The organism is Paenibacillus sp. FSL R5-0345 (assembly GCF_000758585.1).
Taxonomy (GTDB): domain Bacteria; phylum Bacillota; class Bacilli; order Paenibacillales; family Paenibacillaceae; genus Paenibacillus_AQ.
The window spans coordinates 4,321,163-4,344,340 of sequence record NZ_CP009281.1; the positions used below are offsets into that span (position 1 = coordinate 4,321,163).

25 protein-coding genes are annotated in these 23,178 nt (G+C 39.3%); 5 read left to right on the top strand and 20 right to left on the bottom strand.

Annotated elements, in window-relative coordinates; genetic code table 11:
* Positions 1-74 precede the first annotated feature (74 nt).
* On the top strand, positions 75-1,484 hold the full coding sequence (locus R50345_RS19150) for an MDR family MFS transporter (protein WP_042129206.1): 1,410 nt from the start codon (positions 75-77) through the stop codon (positions 1,482-1,484).
* 46 nt (positions 1,485-1,530) lie between these two features.
* Here the strand turns inward: R50345_RS19150 and R50345_RS19155 are convergent, their stop codons facing one another.
* From R50345_RS19155 to R50345_RS19180, 6 genes are all read right to left on the bottom strand, one after another.
* A complete protein-coding gene (locus R50345_RS19155) occupies positions 1,531-2,004 on the bottom strand; it encodes a GNAT family N-acetyltransferase (protein WP_042129209.1) in 474 nt (157 codons plus the stop codon).
* 40 nt (positions 2,005-2,044) lie between these two features.
* Positions 2,045-2,314 (bottom strand): hypothetical protein, encoded by a 270-nt coding sequence (locus R50345_RS19160; protein WP_042129211.1) that lies wholly within the window; start codon positions 2,312-2,314, stop codon positions 2,045-2,047.
* Positions 2,315-2,349: 35 nt separating this feature from the next.
* On the bottom strand, positions 2,350-3,012 hold the full coding sequence (locus R50345_RS19165) for a DUF421 domain-containing protein (RefSeq protein WP_042129213.1): 663 nt from the start codon (positions 3,010-3,012) through the stop codon (positions 2,350-2,352).
* A 101-nt stretch (positions 3,013-3,113) separates the two neighbouring features.
* Positions 3,114-4,352 (bottom strand): ATP-binding protein, encoded by a 1,239-nt coding sequence (locus R50345_RS19170; protein WP_042129216.1) that lies wholly within the window; start codon positions 4,350-4,352, stop codon positions 3,114-3,116.
* A gap of 659 nt (positions 4,353-5,011) precedes the next feature.
* Positions 5,012-5,761, bottom strand: a complete 750-nt coding sequence (locus R50345_RS19175; protein WP_042129217.1) for a DUF4184 family protein — start codon at positions 5,759-5,761, stop codon at positions 5,012-5,014.
* Between the two features lie 19 nt (positions 5,762-5,780).
* Entirely contained in the window at positions 5,781-6,485 is a 705-nt protein-coding gene (locus R50345_RS19180) for a class I SAM-dependent methyltransferase (protein WP_042129219.1), read from the bottom strand.
* A gap of 122 nt (positions 6,486-6,607) precedes the next feature.
* Between R50345_RS19180 and R50345_RS19185 the strand changes: the two genes are divergently transcribed.
* The 3 genes from R50345_RS19185 (at position 6,608) to R50345_RS19195 (ending at position 8,378) form a co-directional block, all read left to right on the top strand.
* Positions 6,608-7,429: an AraC family transcriptional regulator gene (locus tag R50345_RS19185; RefSeq protein ID WP_331281339.1), complete on the top strand. Its 822-nt coding sequence runs from the start codon at positions 6,608-6,610 to the stop codon at positions 7,427-7,429.
* 73 nt (positions 7,430-7,502) lie between these two features.
* Positions 7,503-7,964: an SRPBCC family protein gene (locus R50345_RS19190; protein WP_042129221.1), complete on the top strand. Its 462-nt coding sequence runs from the start codon at positions 7,503-7,505 to the stop codon at positions 7,962-7,964.
* A 54-nt stretch (positions 7,965-8,018) separates the two neighbouring features.
* On the top strand, positions 8,019-8,378 hold the full coding sequence (locus R50345_RS19195) for a VOC family protein (RefSeq protein ID WP_042129223.1): 360 nt from the start codon (positions 8,019-8,021) through the stop codon (positions 8,376-8,378).
* 159 nt (positions 8,379-8,537) lie between these two features.
* On the opposite strand, the gene R50345_RS19200 is transcribed toward R50345_RS19195, so the two are convergent.
* The 10 genes from R50345_RS19200 to R50345_RS19245 form a co-directional block, all read right to left on the bottom strand.
* On the bottom strand, positions 8,538-9,014 hold the full coding sequence (locus R50345_RS19200) for a GNAT family N-acetyltransferase (protein WP_042129225.1): 477 nt from the start codon (positions 9,012-9,014) through the stop codon (positions 8,538-8,540).
* A gap of 140 nt (positions 9,015-9,154) precedes the next feature.
* Positions 9,155-9,934 carry an SDR family oxidoreductase gene (locus R50345_RS19205; protein WP_156114831.1) on the bottom strand — a complete coding sequence of 260 codons (780 nt, stop codon included), beginning with the start codon at positions 9,932-9,934 and terminating at the stop codon, positions 9,155-9,157.
* An 18-nt stretch (positions 9,935-9,952) separates the two neighbouring features.
* Complete coding sequence (gene cysC, locus R50345_RS19210) at positions 9,953-10,483, bottom strand: adenylyl-sulfate kinase (RefSeq protein ID WP_081954132.1); 531 nt, start codon at positions 10,481-10,483, stop codon at positions 9,953-9,955.
* 51 nt (positions 10,484-10,534) lie between these two features.
* A complete protein-coding gene (locus R50345_RS19215) occupies positions 10,535-11,131 on the bottom strand; it encodes a chorismate mutase (RefSeq protein ID WP_042129231.1) in 597 nt (198 codons plus the stop codon).
* 65 nt (positions 11,132-11,196) lie between these two features.
* Positions 11,197-11,928 carry a class I SAM-dependent DNA methyltransferase gene (locus R50345_RS19220; protein ID WP_042129233.1) on the bottom strand — a complete coding sequence of 244 codons (732 nt, stop codon included), beginning with the start codon at positions 11,926-11,928 and terminating at the stop codon, positions 11,197-11,199.
* A gap of 143 nt (positions 11,929-12,071) precedes the next feature.
* Positions 12,072-14,042, bottom strand: a complete 1,971-nt coding sequence (locus R50345_RS19225; RefSeq protein WP_042129235.1) for a serine hydrolase domain-containing protein — start codon at positions 14,040-14,042, stop codon at positions 12,072-12,074.
* A 193-nt stretch (positions 14,043-14,235) separates the two neighbouring features.
* Entirely contained in the window at positions 14,236-14,721 is a 486-nt protein-coding gene (locus R50345_RS19230) for a hypothetical protein (protein WP_042129237.1), read from the bottom strand.
* A gap of 145 nt (positions 14,722-14,866) precedes the next feature.
* Positions 14,867-15,328, bottom strand: coding sequence for a hypothetical protein (locus R50345_RS19235; RefSeq protein WP_042129239.1), 462 nt, complete (start codon positions 15,326-15,328; stop codon positions 14,867-14,869).
* A 68-nt stretch (positions 15,329-15,396) separates the two neighbouring features.
* Positions 15,397-16,695, bottom strand: coding sequence for a DUF4179 domain-containing protein (locus tag R50345_RS19240; protein ID WP_042129241.1), 1,299 nt, complete (start codon positions 16,693-16,695; stop codon positions 15,397-15,399).
* Positions 16,688-17,233 carry a sigma-70 family RNA polymerase sigma factor gene (locus R50345_RS19245; RefSeq protein WP_042129243.1) on the bottom strand — a complete coding sequence of 182 codons (546 nt, stop codon included), beginning with the start codon at positions 17,231-17,233 and terminating at the stop codon, positions 16,688-16,690. Before R50345_RS19245 ends, R50345_RS19240 begins: the two co-directional genes overlap by 8 nt.
* A 267-nt stretch (positions 17,234-17,500) precedes the next feature.
* Here R50345_RS19245 and R50345_RS19250 point away from each other — a divergent pair, with 267 nt between their 5' ends.
* The gene (locus R50345_RS19250) at positions 17,501-19,309 is read left to right on the top strand and encodes an LTA synthase family protein (RefSeq protein WP_231573827.1); all 1,809 of its coding nucleotides are present in this window, start codon (positions 17,501-17,503) and stop codon (positions 19,307-19,309) included.
* A 68-nt stretch (positions 19,310-19,377) separates the two neighbouring features.
* On the opposite strand, the gene rbsB is transcribed toward R50345_RS19250, so the two are convergent.
* Genes rbsB through rbsD form a run of 4 tightly spaced genes read right to left on the bottom strand, consistent with a single transcriptional unit; the run spans position 19,378 to position 23,177 of the window.
* Entirely contained in the window at positions 19,378-20,295 is a 918-nt protein-coding gene (rbsB, locus tag R50345_RS19255; protein ID WP_042129247.1) for a ribose ABC transporter substrate-binding protein RbsB, read from the bottom strand.
* A 12-nt stretch (positions 20,296-20,307) separates the two neighbouring features.
* The gene (locus R50345_RS19260; protein ID WP_042129249.1) at positions 20,308-21,276 is read right to left on the bottom strand and encodes an ABC transporter permease subunit; all 969 of its coding nucleotides are present in this window, start codon (positions 21,274-21,276) and stop codon (positions 20,308-20,310) included.
* 2 nt (positions 21,277-21,278) lie between these two features.
* Positions 21,279-22,760 carry a sugar ABC transporter ATP-binding protein gene (locus tag R50345_RS19265; protein WP_042129251.1) on the bottom strand — a complete coding sequence of 494 codons (1,482 nt, stop codon included), beginning with the start codon at positions 22,758-22,760 and terminating at the stop codon, positions 21,279-21,281.
* Positions 22,761-22,778: 18 nt separating this feature from the next.
* Positions 22,779-23,177, bottom strand: a complete 399-nt coding sequence (gene rbsD, locus R50345_RS19270; protein WP_042129253.1) for a D-ribose pyranase — start codon at positions 23,175-23,177, stop codon at positions 22,779-22,781.
* Position 23,178 lies beyond the last annotated feature (1 nt).

Sequence of the window (23,178 nt, forward strand, 5' to 3'; positions counted from 1 at the left end):
CTGTCCTATAGTTGACATATCATCTATTCTATATAAAAAATGAATCTATTTCTGAAAAGAGGTTTCTTCCTATCATGGAATCAACAGCAGCTGTTCAAGTTAAACGTCCCGCCCTTATGGCCTTCTCACTTATGCTAGGTGCATTCGTCGGGCTATTTAGTGAAACCGCCTTAAATATGGCTTTTACCAACTTAATGGATGAGTTCTCAATCAGTGCCTCAACGGTTCAATGGCTAACCACCGGATATTTACTTGTATTGGGAATCCTCGTTCCAATATCCGCCCTATTAATGCAGTGGTTTACCACTAGACAATTATTCACAGCTTCTTTGCTATTATCTATCGTAGGTACATTAATTGCTGCCCTCTCCCCAAATTTCACCTCGTTATTAATTGCGCGTTTAGTGCAAGCCTTGGGAACTGGTTTATTACTCCCCCTAATGACGAACATTATTTTAATTATTTTCCCTGCACATAAACGCGGAACCGTCATGGGGATGATGGGACTAGTGATTATGTGTGCACCAGCCATCGGCCCAACTTTATCCGGTTTGATTGTGGATCATTTGGGTTGGTCGTTTATCTTTTGGATAAGCTTACCTTTATTATTATTTACATTTGGATTTGGATTAACCTTTATCAAGAATGTAGCCAACATTACTAAGCCAAAAATAGATAGTTTATCCATCCTGCTTTCTACTTTTGGATTTGGAGGCATCGTATTTGGATTTAGCAACATCGCTGATCATGCTTTAAGTGAAATCATTGTCTATCTGCCTCTTATCGTTGGTGTCATCAGCTTAATCCTGTTTGTATTAAGGCAGTTTAAGTTAGAAACGCCGATGCTGAATTTACGAGTTTTTAAATATCCAATGTTTACAATAGGTCTGGTGATGGTCTTTTTAGGAATGATGATCATTTTATCCTCTGCCATTTTATTGCCCTTATATTTAAAAGGAGGTTTATTGTTATCAGCTACAGCTGCAGGAGTTCTACTCCTTCCGGGCAGTGTGATTAACGGAGCTATGGCTCCAGTTACTGGAAGAGTATTTGATAAGTTCGGTCCGAAATTATTGCTGCCGCTTGGGTTTTCCATTGCAACAATTGCTGGTTTTCTATTTACAGGCAACTCTACTGAAACTAGTAGCCTAGCCTTTATTCTCATTCACTGCGCAATGTTTATCGGATTAGCCATGGTCATAATGCCCGCTCAAACCAATGGCTTAAATCAATTGCCTGTAAAATACTATCCGGATGGGGCTGCGGTTATGAATACACTTCAGCAAATCGCAGGAGCCCTCGGTACAACGTTTGCTGTTACGCTAATGTCTAGCGGACAAACGCGGTTTGCAAACACAAATCCAACAGCAGCACAGCCTGAAATTTTAACCGCTGGAATTACACATGCTTACTTATTTATCGCAGCAATTGCAGGTATTGGATTGATTTTATCGTTTTTTGTGAAGCGTATTAGAGTTTACTAATTGTAATCAAAAAAGACAGTGGACATGAGATGTCCGCTGTCTTTTTTTAATCCATAAGTTTCTCATAAAATACTAAAGTTAATTTATCGTTTATTACCTTTGTTTCTTCCGTTCGTTTATACCCTACCTTTTCATATAAATAGCAGTTCCTCTGCTCTTGTTCAATACTATCCAGCTCCCACTTTTTTGCATCGCTATATCTCTGTTCAATGATTGCAAAAACCTGCTGGGCAATCCCCATTCCCTGGTATTCTGGCATAATAAATATGGGGCTGACACGATAAGTTTTATTCTCCTTTTTAACGATTCGGACCCCACCCACAGCAATATCAGAATTCTTAATCATATAATAATCTGTAAAAGACTGATTAATTCGGTTTCTCATTTGTTCTACAGACTCATTGGCTGGGCTCGTTTCATAATCCTTATATTTCTCCAGCAATGGCATAAAGGCTTTGACTTGCATTTGATGAATAAATTCTGCATCACTTACGCCTGCTTTACATAAAGAAATTCCCATGAAATTTGTCCCCTTCAAATATTTCCTAATATAAAGACCATCAGATATTCTTTTTATCACCCGATTTAGAGGAATCTCTAAAAGAGCCCGAAATGCCCGTAAAAAGTCCAATTATACCAATAAACATTCCTATCCCGCGACCGTCCTCATAGGCTAATATCACAACTGCTCCAAATAATGTGGTGTGAAGGCCAAAAAGTTGAGTTTGTAGCACACTAGGTCGGATAAAATCTAATAATGCTCCTGCGTGAAACATTACCGTAACTAACACAACTAGGGCGGTTAAAATCAATAATCCTAAATTTAGCATGATAACCTCCGTTAGAATATTATTAACAACAAGGTTTATCGTTTGTTTTTAGGTATGATATAGAGCGACCCGTCTTCCTTGTATTCAGCATAAGCAATATCCTCAATGCGTTTATAACCTTGCTCCTCGATCCATTCGTGGATCAGCATCTTATTCATCGGTCTGCCACGCATGGAATCTTCCAGTAGCCTGCCCTTATCTATAATTGTAATAGAAAAATCAGAAGACTGCTCCGGCTGCCCATCTTCAGACTTGCGCATAACCGACAAAGAACCGTTCGTTTCAAGCAAAGCATACTTTACTTCACTTAGAGAAAATATATTTTGCTGCCGCAGCATAAACAGCAGTTGGGTAAACTCGATATCATATTTCTCCATCAAATCCTGATTTACTTTACCATCGTCGATTAGCAACACTGTCCGACCTTCCGCCATGTTCCCGAACTTCACAAAATGGGTAGTCGCCTTTTCAAACAAATAAGACAAAGCGGTCCAGACGAATAGAGCAAACAGCAGCTGCCAGATCTTCACCTCATCATCGTATATCGTATTACCTACAATCTCACTTAAAATCAATGATGACAGGAAATCGAGTGGTGTCAATTGGCTAAGCGTCTTGCGGCCAGTAATAAAGGTAATAATCCACAAACCAAAGAAGCTGATGATCAGTTTGACACCTATAGTTATAAAAACCTCCATAGCCGCACCTCCTGATGGATTAATACAGGCTCGTAGCCTTTTTACACAAAATCCATTCATGAGAGGTATTACACTTTCCTAATAAAGGATAAACAGTCCGATTAAGTTGGGATAGTGATAAGAAACGTTGTTCCTTTGCCTTTTTCGCTATCGACTTCAATATTTCCTTTTACCTTATCAATGGTACTGTAGACCATTAGCATTCCCAGTCCTGTTCCTTCTGCTTTGGTAGAATAATACGGCTTACCTAGACGTGATATTTCTTCCTTAGTCATTCCAATGCCAGTATCTCGAATACTGATGATAATATTTTGTTTTTTTTCCGAAATATCAATGAACAGGGTGCCGCCTTCTTTTTCTTTCATGGCTTCAATTCCGTTTTTATAAAGATTAATTAGACATTGCTGTATTTGGTTCCGATCATAGTTTTTTTTTAACGAATTATTAAAACTAAATTTGACCTCTACTTTGTGCATAGTGGCATAAGGCATGATGATATTTTTAGTATATTCAGACTCCGCCTTCATATTAGAATAAACCATATTTTCGGACTGTGGCTTGGCAAAAGAGAGATAATCACTCACGATTTTTTCAGCCCTCTGTAGTTCTAGCAGAGATAGTTCTACGTATTGTTTTTCCTCTCGGGTGATCGAATTAGATTTATTCAACAGTTGTAAAAAACCGCTGGTCACTGTAAGTGGATTTCTTATTTCATGTGATACACTAGCCGCTAGCTCGCTGACGACATTTAATCTTTCAGAATGCATAATTCGGTCGCGATTCTTAATATTAGTAATTATCTTTTCTATTAGAATCATATTGATACTCATCACCCCGGCATGCGTCGTAAAGGCATTTAAGGTGAGAATCCAGAATTCCCTATTTAAACTTCCCTGTGTTAAACCTAATGTAATTAGGTAAAATCCCATCGTCAGAAAAGAGATGCTCGTTGCCGCGATGATGCGACCTTTCGACTCTAATTTTAAGAACCTTTTACTATATAGTGGGACCAGGATCAGGATTGTGGTGGCAAAAAGAAAGGATTGTAACGTCCCCTCTCCCCCCACATAGAATCGATAGATATTTAAAAGGATATATAGCGGCAGAACGTTCTTGTACCCGCCAAAAAGAGCCACAATAATAAATGGGACATATCTCAAATCAAAAATAAAGCCAATATCGAGTTTAAACGGTTTAGCAATACAAAGACACATGGTCACTGCCGACAATAGAACTAGAATCTTACTATTATAAGCAAAAGCTCGATTCTCAAAGAAAATTAGAAACATTAAGATTGGAAACAATAAAAACAAGAAATTCAAAAGCAAAGTCTCAAACAAAGGATAACTTCCTTTCAGGCTAGTGTTGCTTAAAATAAAGGATAGGACAGCGTGCTGGAAAAATACGCTAAAGTAATATTATAAGTTAAAGTTCCTCCTATTAACTATGTATTTCTCAACCATTTTTAAAATAATAAAAAAAACACCTGACGGCGTCCTTAGAGGTAAAGTTACAAGCTGAGTACATCCGTAATTCCATACTCGTATCCGTGTGAGGTTCTGCTTACCAACCGTATAGCCTTTATTTCGATGAAAAAAGCACATATATTAGGGACGGACCACATTGCACTTATTCCCTAACAACAATCCCATCCCGGGTGAATCAGGGCGAATAACGGCGCTGGCTCGTTACGTTACCTGCGGCACATTGTATTCGGTTTTTCGCATACATTTATCCGTAAGCTCGACTAAAACATGCATTTCTGGAGGATATAAGGTCCACTCGGTCCGTTATACATCCCAAAAGAGGCGTGTACTTAATAAAAAACAGGGCTCCCCATGGCCAGCAGTTGAATATAGGACCATCCATTGTATTTATTTCACATTTCTCCGCAGTCTCAAAATTTCACAAATTCTTTTATTGCAAAAAACATTCAATGGATGCTTTAATGATGCGATGATTTTCTTACTCGTAATTTATTTAACGAATCGAATTATGATTATTTTGTCTTTTGTAAACCTCTTATTATGATCGATACAAGCAATATTCCTAAACATCCACCTGTAATAGGCGAAACCACAAGAATACCAATTATATTCTTGCTCGAACTAAAAAGTAACTTCATACTGGTTACTGCTATCGCTACAACAACTACTGATGTCCAGAAAATACTTTTTTGTATTGTTGTTACTGTTGGTATCATGGTTACCGTTTCACGATGGCGATACAACGACCTAACTATGATCCAAGTTACCATGAGTAATCCGAATATGGAAAACGAATGCTGCAATATTTTATAAAAAGTGAAATTATAAATCACTATATCCCTTAATGGGGGAAATTGACCTACAAAGTAACCATTGAAATGTGTAAAACCATCGATGAACACGTGAGTAAAGAAACCAATAATCACAGATATGATGAACACTATCCAGCCCTTAGAGGTCAATCTCCACTTGCTCAAGGTATTGTACGCTCGTTGATCTATATTATAGTTCGAAGGAAGATGCAATATTAATATCTCCTTAACTAAAAAATGGAAAATTAGTGCAATAATCACACATAGGGGAATTGCCTGTACTAATAATCCTTTTATAGAATGCCCTATACTTTGATGGGGCTCAAGCATAATAAAATATTCAAAATCAGGTGACATACTTCCCAGAATCAAGCCGGTAGAACTAAAGTATTTTGGTTTCACATTTTTAAAAGGAAGTGCAAAAATAGGATGAGCAAAAGTGAAAGGCATAACAATCTCCTAGTGTTTATTATATTTTTTTAGCAACAAAGGTTATACAATCTGTTGTCAGTTTTACGGGCTGTCCATTTCTATCAATTTGATATTCTAATAATTTTACAAATCGTTGTTTAACTTCCCATCCAGTGTACTGCTGAACTAATAAATCCATCATTCTTTCTGTAGATATATTCACTTCGAATATCGGGTCTAGTTCTTGTCCATTTTCAAGGTTTACCTCTTGTATGTTCGATCCGATAATAATGCAATTGATTCCATTTCTTTTAGTTCCAATAATCATTTCGTTAAGCTTACTTTCCAGAGCTTTTTCCGAACTTATATGTTCCAAGGCAGATACAGCTAAGATAATGTCATATTCCTCTTGATCGATAATGAAATATTCAATGTCAGATAGTCTTGTTACAATAAATGGTTCAACTCCAAATTTTCGACTATAACCTTCCAATTTTTCTATGGCCGACTCCAATAAATCAACACAAACTATCTTCCCATTTCTATTTTTCATGAATTCCGCTATGGCGATACTATTTCTACCAATCCCAGCTCCTAAATCTAATACACTTAAGTATTCTTGATCTCTGTATTCTTCTAATAGATCGATTACCGTCTTTACGGGTCTATGTAGCCAGGAACCTGGCTCGAACAAATTATAACTATCGTAACACAAGTCATGATATCTCTTCTCTTCAGTTCTTATATTCGCTATTCTGTCCATATCACACCTCGAGCTTTCCTTATTACATATTTTCAACTAAGCATTGTGCGGCGTTCAAATAAAACCTAAAATACTACATATATAGGTTTTTTTTGATATCACACTATGAACCCCCTATGATAATGAAGGAGATGGTTAACGTAAAGCCTACTCATCTACCACATCATAGCTATATCCACGCGACGGAGCTAGCTATTCAATACATGAAGGAGCATCTTGATGAAGAAGTAACCTCAGAGCAACTCGCTCATCTAGTCGGTTATAGCGCCTATCACTTCACTAGAATATTTAAGAAGGCAACAGGAATTTCACCACGCCAATACTTGTCCGCCTTGCGGATAGAATCTGGTAAACAAGCGCTGCTGAAACAACCTTCGTTGCTAACGAAGATTATGCTCTCGATAGGCTTCCGAAGTGCCGGCTCCTTCCATCATCGGTTCAAGCAATTCGTCGGCCTATCACCTAAGAAGTTTGCAGCCACTTCATCTGAATTATTCTCCCATATGAATCAATATGAACACACACCCTTATCATCTGATATATTGCCATCCTCACCACAAATGTGCATTCACTGTCAGCTAGAGACACCACCGGATTTTCGCGGTCTATTATTTATAGGTTTATTTCCACGCCCCATTCCCGATCAGAAACCCATCGTCGGTACTGCGCTCAATATGCGCAATCGCGAATGCATATTTACTGATATCTCACCTGGTACGTATTACATACTTGCAGCAGGTATTCCATGGAGTCGTAATCCTGTTGACTATTTTAAGTTAGATACTTGTTTGCGAGGAAAATTTGATGAACCTGTTGAAGTGACTATTACAACGAAGTTACACGTACAAATCCTATTAAGAGATCCGCTCCCGTATGATCCACCAATCGTCGTTAATTTGCCGCTGTTATTGTTTGAGAAATTTAGCCGAAAGCGAGCAAACTAGAAGACTTTACAAGCTGATTAATCACATATACTTAATCAAATTGACAGAAATCTTCCTGATAAGAGGTGACCAGATGAGTCTAGTATCACAAATCGTCGTAAACAGTAATCTAGATTTGGTATGGAAGGCATGGACTGAAGCGGATCGTCTATCGGAATGGTTTGCACCAGAAGCATTAGTCGAATTGAAGGAAGGCGGGAAATACGAACTTTACTTCGATCCTAGCAACAAGCAATCGATGAGTACCGCTGGCTGTAAAATACTTCGGATAGAAGCACCTCATACACTCGTCTTTGAATGGAAAGGTCCTGATCCGTTCTCTGAAGTCATGAATAAGCCCGCAAATCTAACACAGATTGAGATGAAATTGAAAGCTCTTTCCGATGGTACACTTGTTACGATATGTCATTCGGGATGGACAGAATCTGAACCGTCACAAAACGCTAGAAGCTGGCATGAGCAGGCTTGGGCACAGATGCTTTCAAGTCTTAAGAACAAGTTAGAGGCAGGTCAAGGAATATTGTGCTGTCAATAAATGATCCTATCCCTTATTTGTGCACGTATTCTAACCTATTGGAGGAATAATTATATGCCTAATATCAGTGTTATTTCTATTAACATAGCAGATATGACTGCTGCCATTGATTTCTATTGTAATAAATTAGGATTCGAAATCTCCACCCAATATGATGATTGCCTTGTTAGCTTGAAGCACGAACCTATCCCGATTGTACTCTGTCAAGTGGAGCTCAATACTCAAGTTCAGTATCCAAGAGAATCACAAGTTGTAATTGGACTCCAAGTCGAGGACCTAGTCGCTTCTATTCAGCAATATAAGCTGCTTGGTATCAAAGTGCTATACGATGAACCTCGCGAGTGTCCTCCAGGCATCTATAACGCCATTGAAGATCCGTTTGGCAATGTAATTGAACTGTTGGAATATAGCTAATTAGTATAAACCGTTACTAGCATTTTCGAGTAGCGGTTTCTCTCATTGCTTTCAGACATCAATGCCTGTTCCATCTCCGAACGTGAATTGTGATTTGATACTGCTTCAAAGTAACGATGATTTCACGAAACGGTTCGACATCTCCAAGTGGAAAGCAAATCAAAGTCGCAATAGGGTCGTTTGCTCGCCTTCAATAATTTCGCCGCTGTCACGGAAGCCGAAGCTTTCATAAAGTCTTTTAGCGGGCAAGTTATCAGCCTTATAAGAAATCCAGCAATATTGTGCGGGACCTGCTGGTAAGGTGCGGATAAATTCCAAAATTCTTCTCATGGCTTCTCGACCGTATCCCTGATTCTGGTATCGTTTATCAATCATTAGTCGCAGGATACAATAGCTATCGTTCACGAATGATGGAACTTCATATCCAGTGATTCCATAAGTCAACATCACAAAACCAACCGGCTCTTCATCCGCGTAAATCGCAAACGGAATTGGATGACCACCATTGGTTACAAGGACATAACACGAAGCCATACTTGATAAATTGGACGCAACGAAGCGACGTTGATCATCTGAAACTTCCAGGTTAAAAATGGCACGTCGGTTTTCTAGTGTAATCTTTCTGAGAGTAATCATACTGGGCTTCTCCCTTCATATCTAAATTATTGAGTTTGGATATTATATCATCAATTCCCATGTTTTGTAGCGATAGTCTGCCCACTAGCTAAAAAAGGCTACCGTTCAATCGGTAGCCAGGATGAAGTACTTATGTCTTTTTATTTTCCTAGAAATCCACCTTCAGATTTTATCACTTGCCCCGTGATCCACTGCGAATCATCACTCGCTAAGAAACTAATGCCTCTAGCTGCATCTTCTGGCAAGCCGATTCTTCCAATTGGAAACATAGGCAAAAAGTGAGTTTTCATCTCATCTGTTATCCAGCCGGAATCCGTAGGACCCGGATCAAAACCATTGACTGTGATATGTAGCGGAGCTAAACCAACAGAAAGAGGTTCAATTAATCCGATTAGTGCACCCTTCGTCATTATATAAGCTAGGTTATCAGGGTCAGGCCCTTTAGAAACCATAAAAATAATCCTACCTGGAGTCCCCTTTGAATGATTCTTTTCGAATCTTCTGGCAAATTCAGTACTGAGTAAAACCGTGCCTCGATTGTTCACTACATAATGTTGATCTAATGAAGTGATATTCAGGTTCTGATAATTCGTCGGCACACAGTAAGCCGCATTATTAATCAAAATCGAAGCCTTTCCTAATGACTCTTCCACCTGATCCATAATCTTTATCGAGATTTCAGGATTGGCAAAATCTGCTTCCATGTGACTCGCCCTGACTCCCAAGCTTTTCAGTTCTGCACAAAGTTGCTCCGGCCATTCTTTTTCTCCACCATTCCCTTCTGTCTCATCAAAGGGATGCCAATGCGTAAAGAAAATATCCACCCCCTGGCTTGCAAGTGAACGGCATATGGCTGTACCGATCCCTGTGGATCTGCTTGCTCCAGTAACGATTGCTATTTTATTATTCAATGAGTTCAACTCTAGCACCTCCATTCATTAATTAGGAGGATAGGCATCCGCTCTAATTTTCATAGCTGATTGGCATTGAAGGATTTTCAATACGCATTCATCTATGGAATACTTATCCGTCTCTACGATCACATCCGGGCAAATAGGCTCTTCATATGGAGAGTCAATACCTGTAAAATGCTTGATTTGTCCGGCTCTTGCTTGTTTATATAGACCTTTCGGATCTCTCTCCTCACATACTTCCAGAGGGCATTGCACATAGACTTCCTTGTAGGAATCCCCAATGAGAGAACGGACCTTTTCACGTGTGGAGCGGTAAGGAGAGATTGAAGCAACAATCACATTCAGGTTCGCATCAAGCAGAATTTTTCCAATCTCACCAATTCTCCTGCCGACTTCCAATCGATCCTCTTCGCTAAATTGTAAATCCTGATTAATTCCTTTCCTCAATGTATCACCGTCCAGAATGTAGCAGTTCTCAATGTGCTTTTTCAGTTCCTCAGCAAGTGTTGATTTACCTGAACCCGATAACCCGGTCAGCCATATCATTTGATTCATTAATACGTACCTCTTCCTGCTTAATTCTATTGTTAAAAATCCCTTGTATAGTTACTCTAGCTTAAAAACAATCTCAGTGCCTGTCCCATCCTTCTTTATGGGTACACTAAATTCCTTAAACACTAATGTAATACCGGAGATATCATCTGGGAGAGGTGGAGATACTACGTAGTTATAGGCTGCATGTCCTGATGAACTTCCACCATTCGTCATTCGACAATCATACGATTTATCTATATATAACTCAAAGTGGTTAGGTTTATTAGCATATAATTCAGAGGTAATATCCCAATCCATACTAAGCGTGATAACACTTGCATTACTGTATTGTCGTATAGAGGTCAGTGTATAGAAGAACTCATCTGCCTCAATAGATTGTAGAACAGCAACATGTTTTCTAAAATCAGTTGGCTCAACCATCGGCTTAAAATGTTCTTCATTAAATAATGTCCCAAATACCGATTTCAAAAAATCCTCGTAAAGTTCAAACTTGCCCGCCCAATCAGAAATATACTCAAATGGTGGGAATCCTGGATTATTATCTGAGCATTCTTTACGTTGTTTTATCAATGCACAAATCTGCTCATCGATCTCAATAATTTGTTGATCATAATGCTCAGTGGGGCGTATATATGGCATTCGTTTCATCGTAGACCTCCTCATTGCAATTCTTTTCATTCATATGCTCATTAGACTAGCGTTACTTTAACAAACTATTTTATACATTTAAACACGAGAAAAAGTGGGATTCTCATCCTTCTCATATACTCGCCTTCACTATCAAAAAACTGAGGATTTGGTGTACATTCTCTAATATCCTCTATTTTAAATCCTACATTTTTCAGTGACTGAAAATACTCTTCAAAAGTTCTATGGTACTTAACTACACTTTCTCCAATCCAAGGCTCCATTCTCTTACCCATTTCAAAATAATTATCGACGATCCAGTCCGACTTTCTTTCTGAAGTTGTTGCACTTTTCATGGATGATGTTAGAACCGGATGCTGTACACTAAAAATAAACTGACCATTAGGGATAAGCGCACTACGGATACTATCAAAGATTGGTTCTAGGTCTTGTAAATAATGAATAGCTAACCGAGAGATTACCAAATCATATTTCTCTTTTGGGTAATTCCAACTCTCCATAGTAGCATGATGAATCTCACTTTTAGATGTATTTAACAATTCTTTTGCCGCTTTCGCCATATTACTTGAACCTTCCACACCTTCGTAAAAGTTACATCCCTGCTCAAGCAACTCATATCCGAACTTAGCATCCCCGCATCCTAAATCGAGCACCTTTTTCCCAAATACATCGCCCATTAGATCATATATAACCGGCTTTTCAATAATGTTATTTGGGCTATCCGCTCTGTTTCTTCTCAATAAATAGTTATAGAAAAAATCCGCATTGTCATACACCGATGACCCTTTGTAATCCAAAAAAATACCTCCTTGCTGTATAGAGTATACTTTTGGGTAATTTTAGCATTTAAAACAACCTTATACTACCGATAATTTCATTTAGCTCTTAAACCTATCATTAAAAAAACAACCTCAAAGAGTCTCTTTGAGGTGTCCAATTTTTAGTGTTTGATTGGCAACGTATAGTATCCAAAAGCAAGATCAAGTAATGCACTCGCTTCTTGACGAAGTAAAGGCTGTTTCGATCGGAAATTGACAGACCCATCATCATTCACTTTTGTATCAGGATCTACAATGCCTTGTGACACTAATGCTATGATCGAATTAGTGGCCCATGAGTCTGTATCACCTTTAAGCGTAATTTCTGAAGCTTGCTTAGTTTGTTTTAGATTTTGGATCATAACGGCCGCTTCTTGTCTTGTGATGACAGCATTACGATCAATACTAGGAATACCTTTTTTCGTTAATTCTTTATTCCCCTCAATTAAATGAGGAAACCCGTACCATCCATGAGCAAGAATTAAAGCATCCATAAACTCACCTTGTGTCATGGTTCCCTGTGGTTCGAAATGGTTGCCAGATTTAGCACTTATCACATCAAGCGAATACAGGTTGTAGATGTAAGATTTATAAGCGTTGTCCTCAGATACATCAGCAAATGCTGGCTTCGTGTGAACCTTACGAGCATCTGAAACAAAATCTGGGCTATTAGGATTCGTATAATAAAAGTATTCGATCTGATCTTTATGATCTTTTTTAAAGGCCAATTTGTTACCTAATTCATCTTCGAACAATAACGGATTAATCATTCGTAACGTATGTGTACCGCTAGTTCCAGTTTCCATAATCAGATTACCATCAGCATAGGTGAAGTTCGATTTCAAGAAATAGAATCTCGTATTTAAATAAGTTCCAGTATATTTAGCGGCATCAGATGCATCCAATGGGAGATACGTTGGTGTCTCTGGAGCTTTCTTTTCAGGAAAATAGTGATCCATCAAGGATTCATAGATATCTAAACTCATCATCGTGTCATTGTTATAGGACATGTAGAAAGCGGTATTCTCCTCTGGTAATAATACGATTAGGGATTGATGACCAGGCATATTTCCACCTTTGAGAACCACATGATGACCATTCATCAGATCATTACGATACCCTTCAAATCCACCAATCGTTGTCATCGGAAGCAATTCATTCGCAAAAACGGAGTACGTTTGCATCATCTTTGTGGTTTCTTTACTAATGATTTGCTTTCCATACACATTACCTTGTTGTTGAAAAAGAGTTAAATACTTAGCCATATCTTCACCAGTTGAAAGGATGCTGCCCTGTGGCCCATCAGTAGGAGCATGCCCATATGTTGGATGTGGTTTGCCATCTGGACCATAATGTGTGGCCATTCTATTTAATAGTTCTGGGGTAAAACGTGCACTAGTAGAATTCATTCCTAACGGTTTGAACACATGGTTCTCCATATACTTATAAAACGGGGTACCACTTACGTTCTCAATCGCATAGCCCGTAAGTAAAAAGGCAAAATTATCATAGGTATACGCTTCACCAGGCGTCCGAACGACCGTCGGCATATGCTCCGTCATAAACTTTTTCATGGGGATGTCTTGATCTACATATTCCGGTGCAACAAAGTTAGCTTTATCCGGGTAATCAAAGCCCGTAGTGTATGACAACATACTTCTTAAGGTTAACGGAGTTTCCGTATCATTAGGTACTTTCATTCCTCCAAGATACGCATTGATATCGTGATCAAGATCCATCTTTCCTTGTTCCACTAGCTGCAAAGCTGCTAAAGCAGTAAATGTCTTCGACACGGATGCGATCTGAAAGACGGTATTCTTATCGACAAGAATTTTCTTTTCTTTGTCCGCATATCCGTACCCTTTATTCACGAGCACCTTTCCGTCTTTAACCACTACAAAATTGGATCCGTTCACGTTGTATTCTTTCATTTTTTGAGCAAATATAGGGTCTACGAAAGCTTCGATTTCTTTTCCATTAAAAGATCCTTTCGAACTTGTTGCGTTGTTGGAGACTGGTACTGAACATGCTGTAAATACTGCTGTTGATAATAATAGTGCGATGACGCTGAGCTTGCGTGTCTTTTTCTTCATAATGTATTCTCCTCTAAAATGTTATTTGTGAATGGTTAACCTGTTATGAGTATCACAAAGGGAATGTCATTCCAGCTAGAAACGTTCTGTCACCAATTAGCTTTGTTACATGTCATATGACGTGTCGATTAAACATAAAAAGACACCAACAAGGAGTCAGTGTCTTTCATTTCACCTATTAGATTAGAAGAGATTATAACCATCTCGAAAAACTCTTATGAGACACATTGATCTGATTTCGTTCGGCCCAAGCTTTTAACTGTTTCATCACTTCATCTTCATCTTTTTGTGACAGAAAATTAAAACATAATTTATAAGGAACAAATTTATTCACTTTAGGTCTAATCCCAACTACAGGACTAAAATATCCTTTTATATAAATATCATTAATCCGATCTGCTTCTATTCTTAGATCTTCTATTAATATAGATTCCGGTTGAATCTGAATTTCAACAACCCTTCTGATGGTAAATATTCTGTAGACTAACACGATTTCGACTATCAGACAAAAAATAGCCTGACCATAAAGTAAACAAGAAAGCACTAAATCGTCGCTAGCTGTATAGCGATGGTTCAGGTTATAAATTTGAAATAACTGAATACCCAATAGCACACTGATGCTTATCAGCAGTGGTATTAACGACGGACGCCTTACTCTATAAACCCCTATATGATCCATGTGCCCCTCCTTTTCTCACGTCCATATAGATTACCATATGTTATAAAAAATGGATATTACATCTTGGTGCTTGGAGAAAAAAATACGGGGCGCCCCATCAGCCATTTCAAGGCTCTTGGAACACCCCTTGTATTGCCAAAGCCCCTTAGAGCCATCTCATAAATCTTTTGGGAGACAGTTTAACTTGATTACGTTCAGCCCATTTGGTTAGTTCTTTCATTCCCCTGTATTCCTGTTCAAGAAAACTAAAACATAATCTATAGGGAGCAAATTTATGATCAACAGGTTTAATCCCTATTACCGGCTTGAAATAGCCCTTTACATAAATATTCTCAATTCGCTTTGCTTCAATTTCTTTATTTCCAACTATTATCGAGTCCGGAAGAATCTTGATTTCAATAAACCTTCTAATCGTAATGATCCTATAGAGCAATACGATTACAACTATCAGACAAAAGATTACCCAAAAATATCCGATATACGAAAGTACTTTACCGTTCGAATTTTTTATGACGCTTGTCAATAGTAAGCCACTTGAAATAATCATTGATAGCAGAAGTGACATTAAAGAAGGACGACTCACCTCATAAACTCCTGTATTATCCATGTGCCCCTCCTTTTCTCACGTCCATATAGATTACCATATGTTATAAAAAATGGATATCGTACTTCTTTTCACTTTACAGGTATCTTAATCTCTTTATTGTATGCCTTTAAGTAGTGCATTCCTTCTATAAGAAGTGATTCAGGCTCCGTTTGTGTATCAAATAATAAAGTTCGTTCTTTCATTAGTTTACCGTCCGCTTGCTTGATCTCTTTTCGATTGATTGTTGTTTTTAAAGGCGTACTCTCGTTGTTCGTTTCTATAGATACTCCGTCCAGCATTACATCCTCATCAGAAGCAATCGTTATTTCAATGCCTTGAGAGGTTTTGGATACATCCTTTAACCATAGTTCTTTATCACCCAGCTTTAATGGCTTGTCACTTATGGAAGTCTGGAGGACATACTTTTCGTCCAGCTTCTGATATCCAGCAAAATCTTTAACGATTATCTGCATGGAATGCAGCTCTTTCGGCAACGTATCGAAGCGAATATCAAAGTTTCTTCCACCTAAAGATGATTGACTGCCACTCCCCAAGATCTCTACAGGCGCTCCATTCACAATTAATTGTATCCCATGTAATGCTAAATTCACCCGATCAAAATTCTCGACATCCAGCTTCCCTTTAATTACAGTCATCGTTGGTGTAGCTGTTATCGATTTAAACGTAATCGTACCTTTGTCCACTTTAACCTTCTTGTTGATCGATTGTTTAATCTGAGCTTGCATGGCCTCGTTCGGGTTATAAGGAAACGTAACAGTCCCTTCGCTCATCTGACCGTTCACTTCTAGCTGCTGCCAAAAGTGTAGTGTTAATTTTTTCGAAAATGGATTTACGCTGTCAAACGACATCGTTCCTTTAATCTCCGTATGTTCTTCATTGATTAATGAGGTCCCACTTACTACGTTAGAATCAGTTAAAAAACCACTTATCTTAGAAGGTCTAAAAGCGTCAACTGACATATCCTCTAATCCATTTGGGTTAGTTAACGTGTAATACATAATGAATTGATTGGCGTCCGCCATAATTCCGTTAATGGTAAGCTCCGTCCCATCTACTAACATTGTCTTTTTGTTGATGTTTTGCCCCATCCCTTTTTCATTTAGCTGTTGTAACGTTGTGCCTTGAAGCAATTCATCAAAACCAAAAAGCTGCTTCCCATAATAAGCAAAAGCATTGTAGTTCTGTCCAGAAATCACTGTCACTAATACAACAACCGCCGCGACCTTCCAAATCGGCGCTATTCTTTTCGTTCTTTTTGCGGGAGCCGAATTCAATGCCTTTCTTAATCTCATTTCTAATTCTTCAGGTGCGGTAATGGACGCTATGCGCGTCTTCTCATCAGCTAATCGTTGCTCGATGTTATTCATTAACATCACCTCCGAAATGATTTCTGAGCGTTTGTATTCCATGGTAAATTCTTGATTTAACAGTTCCTATCGAGACCTTTGTAAGGTCAGCTATCGTTTGATAATCGAGATCATGAAAATACTTTAATTGAATCGCTTCTCTTTGATGCTCATTTACTTGTAGCAACAAGGTCTCAATATCCATTTGCTGCTCACTTCTGCGAAATGGATCACTACTCACAGCTTGGTCTAAATCCCTATCGTCAACGGTACTCCAATCCTCTAAAAGCACCTGTTTCCCGCGCTTATGAAGTAGTTGTTTACACACATTCACCAAAATCGTCTTACTCCAGCTATAAAAAGCTTCTTCTTTCTTTAGTTGATCGATCTTTTCGTACAGTGTGACGATCATTTCTTCCATGGCATCCATGGCATCATGTGTATTCCTCATATAGCTGAACGCTAGCCTATAATAAACGTCTTTTTCAGACATTATTAAGTGGAGCAACGCTTCTTTATTCCCCTTTTTGGCTTTTTTCACCCAACGTGCAACATCCATACCTTCACCTCTCTCCTTTATAAGAGTTAGGAGTACCTTAAAAAGTTCATTTCGCATAAAAATAATTTTTATATAATATGTACGGTTTCATTCACCCAAATGTAATATTAAGGAAAATAAGTCTCTCACATACCCCAATCTAGTTGATTTTAAACACTTCAATGTAATAGAATGAACTAATCTAAAAGAAAAGGATGGGCATAAGAGATGCCGTTTAAAGAACCTCGTACACTTAGTAAAAGATCTCTATTATTTTTCTCTCTCATTATGCTGGTTAAAAGTTATTTTGCTTGGTATTTTTTATTCGAAGATGGGCCTACTTGGACCACATGGCTTAAAGAAATCCCTTTTGTGCTTCTAGTCTTTTGCTTGATTGAATGGTTCGCAACAAAACGGAAAATTGCCATTTACATGCTGGTCAATGTGTTGATCACTACACTATTTTTCTCACTCATTGTATATCATAATCATTTTGGCATCATTGCTACTTCGCAAGTATTAGATCAAGTCAAACAAGTTGGAGCTGTTAAGAAAAGTATTTTTTCGGTTCTGCGTCCGCAATATATGCTTATTTTCGTAGATATCATTGTCATTAGCTTGGTCATGTTTAGAAAACAAAAGGCACTTGATTGGAAAAAAGCCATGTCGCGTAAAAGTAACCGGAAAGCGGTTGCGATCTTATTCTGTATTTCCATCATCATTTGCGCAATGAATATTTTCCCTAACCGGGCCAGTATGAACGAAACTGTAAAAGCAGAGCAGATGGGCATTCTCAATTATGAAGCTTACTCTCTGTTAGCCAATCAAGAGGAAGAGCAAATCGACGTCTCTAAGATTACACAAGCAGCAATTGACGAAACTAAAGGAATTCAAGCTTCCACTGATCCAGTTTTATTTGGAGCCGCCAAAGGAAAGAACCTGATCATTCTGCAGATGGAATCTTTCCAGAACTTCTTAATCAATCTTAAGATTGACGGGGTAGAAATCACACCGAATATGAACAAGCTTGCGGCTAGCAGCTACTACTTTCCACGTTTCTACCAGCAGGTAGGACAAGGAAATACTTCTGACGCCGAATTCATTGTAAATACTTCTTTCTATGTTCCACCTGATGGTCCAGCCACTCAAATGTATGCACCAAAAGAACTTCCAAGCTTGCCTAAGTTACTTCAAGCGCAAGGTTATGATACGGCAACCTTTCATACGAATGAAGTCGATTTTTGGAACCGTGGAGAGCTTTATAGTGCCTTAGGATTTAATCGATATTACGATAAGGAATACTATGGTGAAGAGGACACGGTATTTTACGGAGCATCTGATGAAGTATTGTATGAGAAAACTGCTGCAGAGCTAGCAAGGATGGATCAGAATGATCAGCCTTTCTACTCTCATGTCATTTCAATGTCAGCGCATAATCCATTCTCAATCCCTGAGGATAAATACAAAATGCCCCTACCAGAACGGTTCGAAGGAACGTTAGTCGGAGATTATATTCGTGCTCAGAATTATGCTGACTATGCGCTTGGACTTTTTATTGACGAACTCAAACAAAATGGGGTTTGGGATAACAGCTTGATTGCATTGTACGGAGATCACCGCGGACTTCCTATCTTCTCTTTGAAAGAGGATGATCACGTCCTACTACAGGAGATCCTGGGTCATGAATATACAGAACGCGAATTAATTAATATTCCATTTATCCTATCTGCGACAGGAATTACAACGCCAAGTGTAAAAGAACAGCTAGGCGGACAAGTGGATATTTTGCCTACTGTATCTAATTTATTGGGTGTATCTCTAGCGGATCATATTCATTTTGGTCAAGATTTACTAAATCAATCGACTTACAACCTACTACCTCAGCGATATTATTTGCCAACAGGCTCTTTCGTAAATAATGAAGAGCTCTTCCTATCTGGCAGTGGCTTCGAGGACGGTCAGCATTATACCTTATCTGGGGATGGTAACCACACGCAACAAACTACAGAGGATGAGTTCGAACGTGCTTTAAAGCTTCTCCATCTGTCAGATAGTTATGTGACACAGTTACCGGATAGAGTAATTGAGGAAAAATAAGCTTATTTATACCAAAAACACTGCACTCACCAAATTGGCGAATGCAGTGTTTTTCTATAACCGTTTATTTATTCTTTTACAACCAGTTTAAGAGGTGCGGCTATCAGTTGTTCAACCGTCTTGCCATCTAACACATCTTTCGCTGCTTGAATCGCTAACTGTCCAATTAATGCAGGCTGTTGAGCAACAGTACCTGTCAGTTTACCCGCCTCTATGGATTTGAGTGCATCTTCATTACCATCAAAACCAATGACAGGGATATTCTTACCTGAACTTTGAATCGCTTCAATAGCTCCCAGAGCCATTTCATCATTATGAGCGAAGACCGCTTGTACATCTGGGTTTCCTTGGAGCAGGTTCTCCATAACAGTCAACCCTTTCGTACGGTCAAAGTCTGCGGTTTGCTTCGCAATCACATCAAGCTCAGTGTCGGCGATTTCATGGAATCCTTTCCCACGTTCACGAGTGGCTGAAGCTCCTGGTGATCCCTCAAGCTCAATAACCTTTGCACCTTTTCCAAGCTGCTCAACAATATATTCTGCCGCCATTGATCCACCTTTTACATTATCAGAGGCAACAAGGGCTTTTATATCTCCCTTATCTGCAGAACGGTCCAACGTAATGACTGGAATACTTAAACTGTTCGCCGTTTGAACAACCGTCGAGATCGCTGAAGAGTCAACTGGATTGATTAACAGCGCATTTACACCTTTTTGCATTAAATCTTCAATGTCATTACTTTGCTTGGCCGAATCATTCTGCGCATCGATAACGAGAACTTCCATGCCTAACTTCTTAGCTTCTGCCAAAACTCCATCTTTAACGGATACAAAGAACGGATTATTCAGGGTAGATATGGATAATCCAATCTTCATATTCCCCGGACCCCCACCGCTGCTAGGCTTAGCCCACTCTGGAGGCTCTAAGGAACAACCCGTCATAAGAATCAATAGTAAGGAAGTAAAAATTAATGTGAGCTTTTTCATGTCGAATCCCCCTTATACGGCTTTCTTACGGTCTATGAGCACAGCAATCGCAATAACGATCCCTTTAACTACCATTTGGTAAAATGATGATACGCCGAGCAAGTTCAAGCCATTGTTCAGAATCCCGATAATAAGGGCACCAATCAATGTACCAACAATACGTCCACGACCACCCGTTAAGCTCGTCCCCCCTAATACTACAGCCGCAATCGCATCTAACTCATAGGATGTTCCTGCTGTTGGTTGTGCTGAGTTCAATCTAGAGGTCAAGATAGCCCCTGCCAATGCGGATAACATACCGGTTAAGGAATAGATCATTATTTTGATGCGGTCTACTTTAATCCCTGAAATAATGGATGCTTTCTCATTCCCCCCAATGGCATACGTTTTACGGCCAAATGGCGTTTTATGAAGTACAATCCACAGGACAGCGAATACGATAATCATCGTGATAGCAGGTACAGGTATTCCTAGTAAATATCCACGGCCAAACAATTGAAACGTCATGCTGTCACCTAGACCAGTGATCGGATTACCGTCTGTGTATACAAGCGTTAGCCCGCGGAAAATAGTCATGGTCGCCAACGTAGCGATAAAGGGTGCCATTCTGCCTTTCGTAATCATTAGACCGTTGACCATCCCCATCAGTCCACCCGCTAAACAGCCCACAATAATAGCTAAGATCGGATCCCAGCCTGACAACATCAAGTTGGCTGTGAAAGCACTGGATAAGGCTAGAATAGAACCTACTGATAAATCAATGCCACCCGTTAGAATAACAAAGGTCATCCCAAAAGCGATAAGCGCATTAATTGCGACTTGTCTAAGCAAGTTCAGTATATTAAGAGGTTCCATAAAGCTTGGGTTCAACACGGTTACGATAATTATTAGAATGATTAGCCCTAGTAATGGCCCTAATTTCTGTGTGATTTGCCCGATTTGGAAACCTTTCTTTACACTCTCATCTTTGATAGTAGTCATTACTATTGCCCCCCTGTAGCTAACGTCATGATTTTTTCTTGCGTAGCTTCTTGTTGTGTAAGTTCTCCACTGATTTCCCCTTCATGAACAACTACGATGCGGTCACTCATCCCTAGGACTTCAGGGAGTTCTGAGGATACCATAATAATGGCGACGCCACGTTCGGTTAATTCGTTCATTAACTGATAGATCTCCCGTTTTGCCCCTACGTCGACACCGCGTGTAGGTTCATCGAGGATAAGAACACTGAGGCCAATACCAATCCATTTGGCGATAACTACTTTTTGTTGATTACCTCCAGATAAATTTCGCACCAAAGTCGATGAGGACTGCGTTTTGATGTGTAGCCGCTTAATGAGCATGTCCACAAATTCTTGTTCTTTCTTATCAATGATTACGCCCTTGGGGGCAAAGCTATATAAATTCGTCAGCACCATATTATCTCGAATCGAGAAATCAAGGACTAACCCCTCATCTTTGCGGTCCTCTGTAACGAAGCCGATTCCAGCCTGCATAGCATCATTGGGATTTCGAATGGTAACCTTCTGTCCCTTCACCCAGATTTCACCCTGATCTAGTGATTCCAATCCGAATAAGGTTCTCATCATTTCTGTACGTCCTGATCCCATTAATCCGGAGAATCCTATGATTTCACCAGCTCGTACTGAGAAATTAGCATTTTTAAATTGGCCTTTCTTTGAAGCATTCTTAACTTCAAGAACAACTCCTCCAGGTTTAGAAGTTCGCTCAGGGAACCGATCTGTTAATTCACGACCTACCATCTTCCGAACTACATCGTCAAAATTAGTCTCAGGAATGGGCTTCGTGTCTACGGTTTTCCCGTCCCGCATAACGGTGATTCGATCACATATCGTAAAAATCTCTTCCATCCGGTGCGAAATATAGACGATAGAGACGCCTTCTTTCTTCAGTGAGGCAATGACTTCGAATAGTTTCTGTATTTCTCTCTCGGTTAATGCAGCGGTGGGCTCGTCCATGACAATAACTTTTGCATGTGTCATAAGCGCTTTAGCTATCTCAATCATTTGTTTTTCACCTACCGAACATTCCCCCGCCTCTTGGTTCAAAGGAATGGTCACAGAGAGCTTAGCAAACTGTTCATTTGCTAACGCTTTCATCTCTTTCCTATTTAACAGGCCGAATTTGGATGTTCGTTCCTTGCCAATAAACAGATTATCCAGAACCGTCATATCCGGCCACACATTTAGCTCCTGATGGATAAATGCAATTCCATATTGTTCTGCCTCTTTGGGATTCGTAAAGTATTTCTCCTGATCATCTATACGAATCGTTCCTTGGTCACGTTGGTGCAGACCAATCAGAATATTCATGAGTGTAGACTTACCTGCGCCATTCTCACCCATCAGGGCATGGACTTCACCGTCCTTGAGTTCAAAATCCACACCGGTCAATACTCGGTTAGCGCCAAAAGACTTATGAATATCTTTCATCGTAATGTGCATACACTTCGAACCCCCTTCTTATCCAAAATAGACCCCGGCTTGCAGAATGCAGTTTGCATACGGCTTAGCTTCACCCGTGCGAATAATAACCTTAGCTTGCTGGGTTAGTTGTTTAAATTGCTCATGTGAATACGCTTCTATGGGTATTTCCTTAAACTTATTATTTAAGTATTGAGAAGTAGCTTTATTGTCCGTAGCTAATTCTTCTGCCACAATTACCTTTTCGATGACCATATCCTCTGAAATGATATCAACGATATCTTGGAAACTAGGAACCCCTAGTTTAATCGCGAGATCAATCTTCGGAACACCAGGTGGAACTGGAAGCCCAACGTCTGCGATGACAATTGTATCGGTGTGACCTAAATCCGTAAGCACTTTGGAAATATGGCTGTTTAATATCCCGTGTTTCTTCATA

Coding starts and splice junctions, on each gene's coding strand:
- R50345_RS19155 (WP_042129209.1), bottom strand. CDS start 2,004: ATGGGAATTTCTTTATGTAAAGCAGGCGTAAGTGATGCAGAATTTATT.
- R50345_RS19190 (WP_042129221.1), top strand. CDS start 7,503: ATGAGTCTAGTATCACAAATCGTCGTAAACAGTAATCTAGATTTGGTA.
- R50345_RS19165 (WP_042129213.1), bottom strand. CDS start 3,012: ATGGAGGTTTTTATAACTATAGGTGTCAAACTGATCATCAGCTTCTTT.
- R50345_RS19195 (WP_042129223.1), top strand. CDS start 8,019: ATGCCTAATATCAGTGTTATTTCTATTAACATAGCAGATATGACTGCT.
- R50345_RS19175 (WP_042129217.1), bottom strand. CDS start 5,761: ATGCCTTTCACTTTTGCTCATCCTATTTTTGCACTTCCTTTTAAAAAT.
- R50345_RS19240 (WP_042129241.1), bottom strand. CDS start 16,695: ATGAATAACATCGAGCAACGATTAGCTGATGAGAAGACGCGCATAGCG.
- R50345_RS19180 (WP_042129219.1), bottom strand. CDS start 6,485: ATGGACAGAATAGCGAATATAAGAACTGAAGAGAAGAGATATCATGAC.
- rbsB (WP_042129247.1), bottom strand. CDS start 20,295: ATGAAAAAGCTCACATTAATTTTTACTTCCTTACTATTGATTCTTATG.
- R50345_RS19245 (WP_042129243.1), bottom strand. CDS start 17,233: ATGGATGTTGCACGTTGGGTGAAAAAAGCCAAAAAGGGGAATAAAGAA.
- R50345_RS19260 (WP_042129249.1), bottom strand. CDS start 21,276: ATGACTACTATCAAAGATGAGAGTGTAAAGAAAGGTTTCCAAATCGGG.
- R50345_RS19150 (WP_042129206.1), top strand. CDS start 75: ATGGAATCAACAGCAGCTGTTCAAGTTAAACGTCCCGCCCTTATGGCC.
- R50345_RS19200 (WP_042129225.1), bottom strand. CDS start 9,014: ATGATTACTCTCAGAAAGATTACACTAGAAAACCGACGTGCCATTTTT.
- R50345_RS19185 (WP_331281339.1), top strand. CDS start 6,608: ATGAAGGAGATGGTTAACGTAAAGCCTACTCATCTACCACATCATAGC.
- R50345_RS19160 (WP_042129211.1), bottom strand. CDS start 2,314: ATGCTAAATTTAGGATTATTGATTTTAACCGCCCTAGTTGTGTTAGTT.
- R50345_RS19235 (WP_042129239.1), bottom strand. CDS start 15,328: ATGGATAATACAGGAGTTTATGAGGTGAGTCGTCCTTCTTTAATGTCA.
- R50345_RS19230 (WP_042129237.1), bottom strand. CDS start 14,721: ATGGATCATATAGGGGTTTATAGAGTAAGGCGTCCGTCGTTAATACCA.
- R50345_RS19250 (WP_231573827.1), top strand. CDS start 17,501: ATGCTGGTTAAAAGTTATTTTGCTTGGTATTTTTTATTCGAAGATGGG.
- rbsD (WP_042129253.1), bottom strand. CDS start 23,177: ATGAAGAAACACGGGATATTAAACAGCCATATTTCCAAAGTGCTTACG.
- R50345_RS19225 (WP_042129235.1), bottom strand. CDS start 14,042: ATGAAGAAAAAGACACGCAAGCTCAGCGTCATCGCACTATTATTATCA.
- R50345_RS19215 (WP_042129231.1), bottom strand. CDS start 11,131: ATGAAACGAATGCCATATATACGCCCCACTGAGCATTATGATCAACAA.
- cysC (WP_081954132.1), bottom strand. CDS start 10,483: ATGAATCAAATGATATGGCTGACCGGGTTATCGGGTTCAGGTAAATCA.
- R50345_RS19265 (WP_042129251.1), bottom strand. CDS start 22,760: ATGCACATTACGATGAAAGATATTCATAAGTCTTTTGGCGCTAACCGA.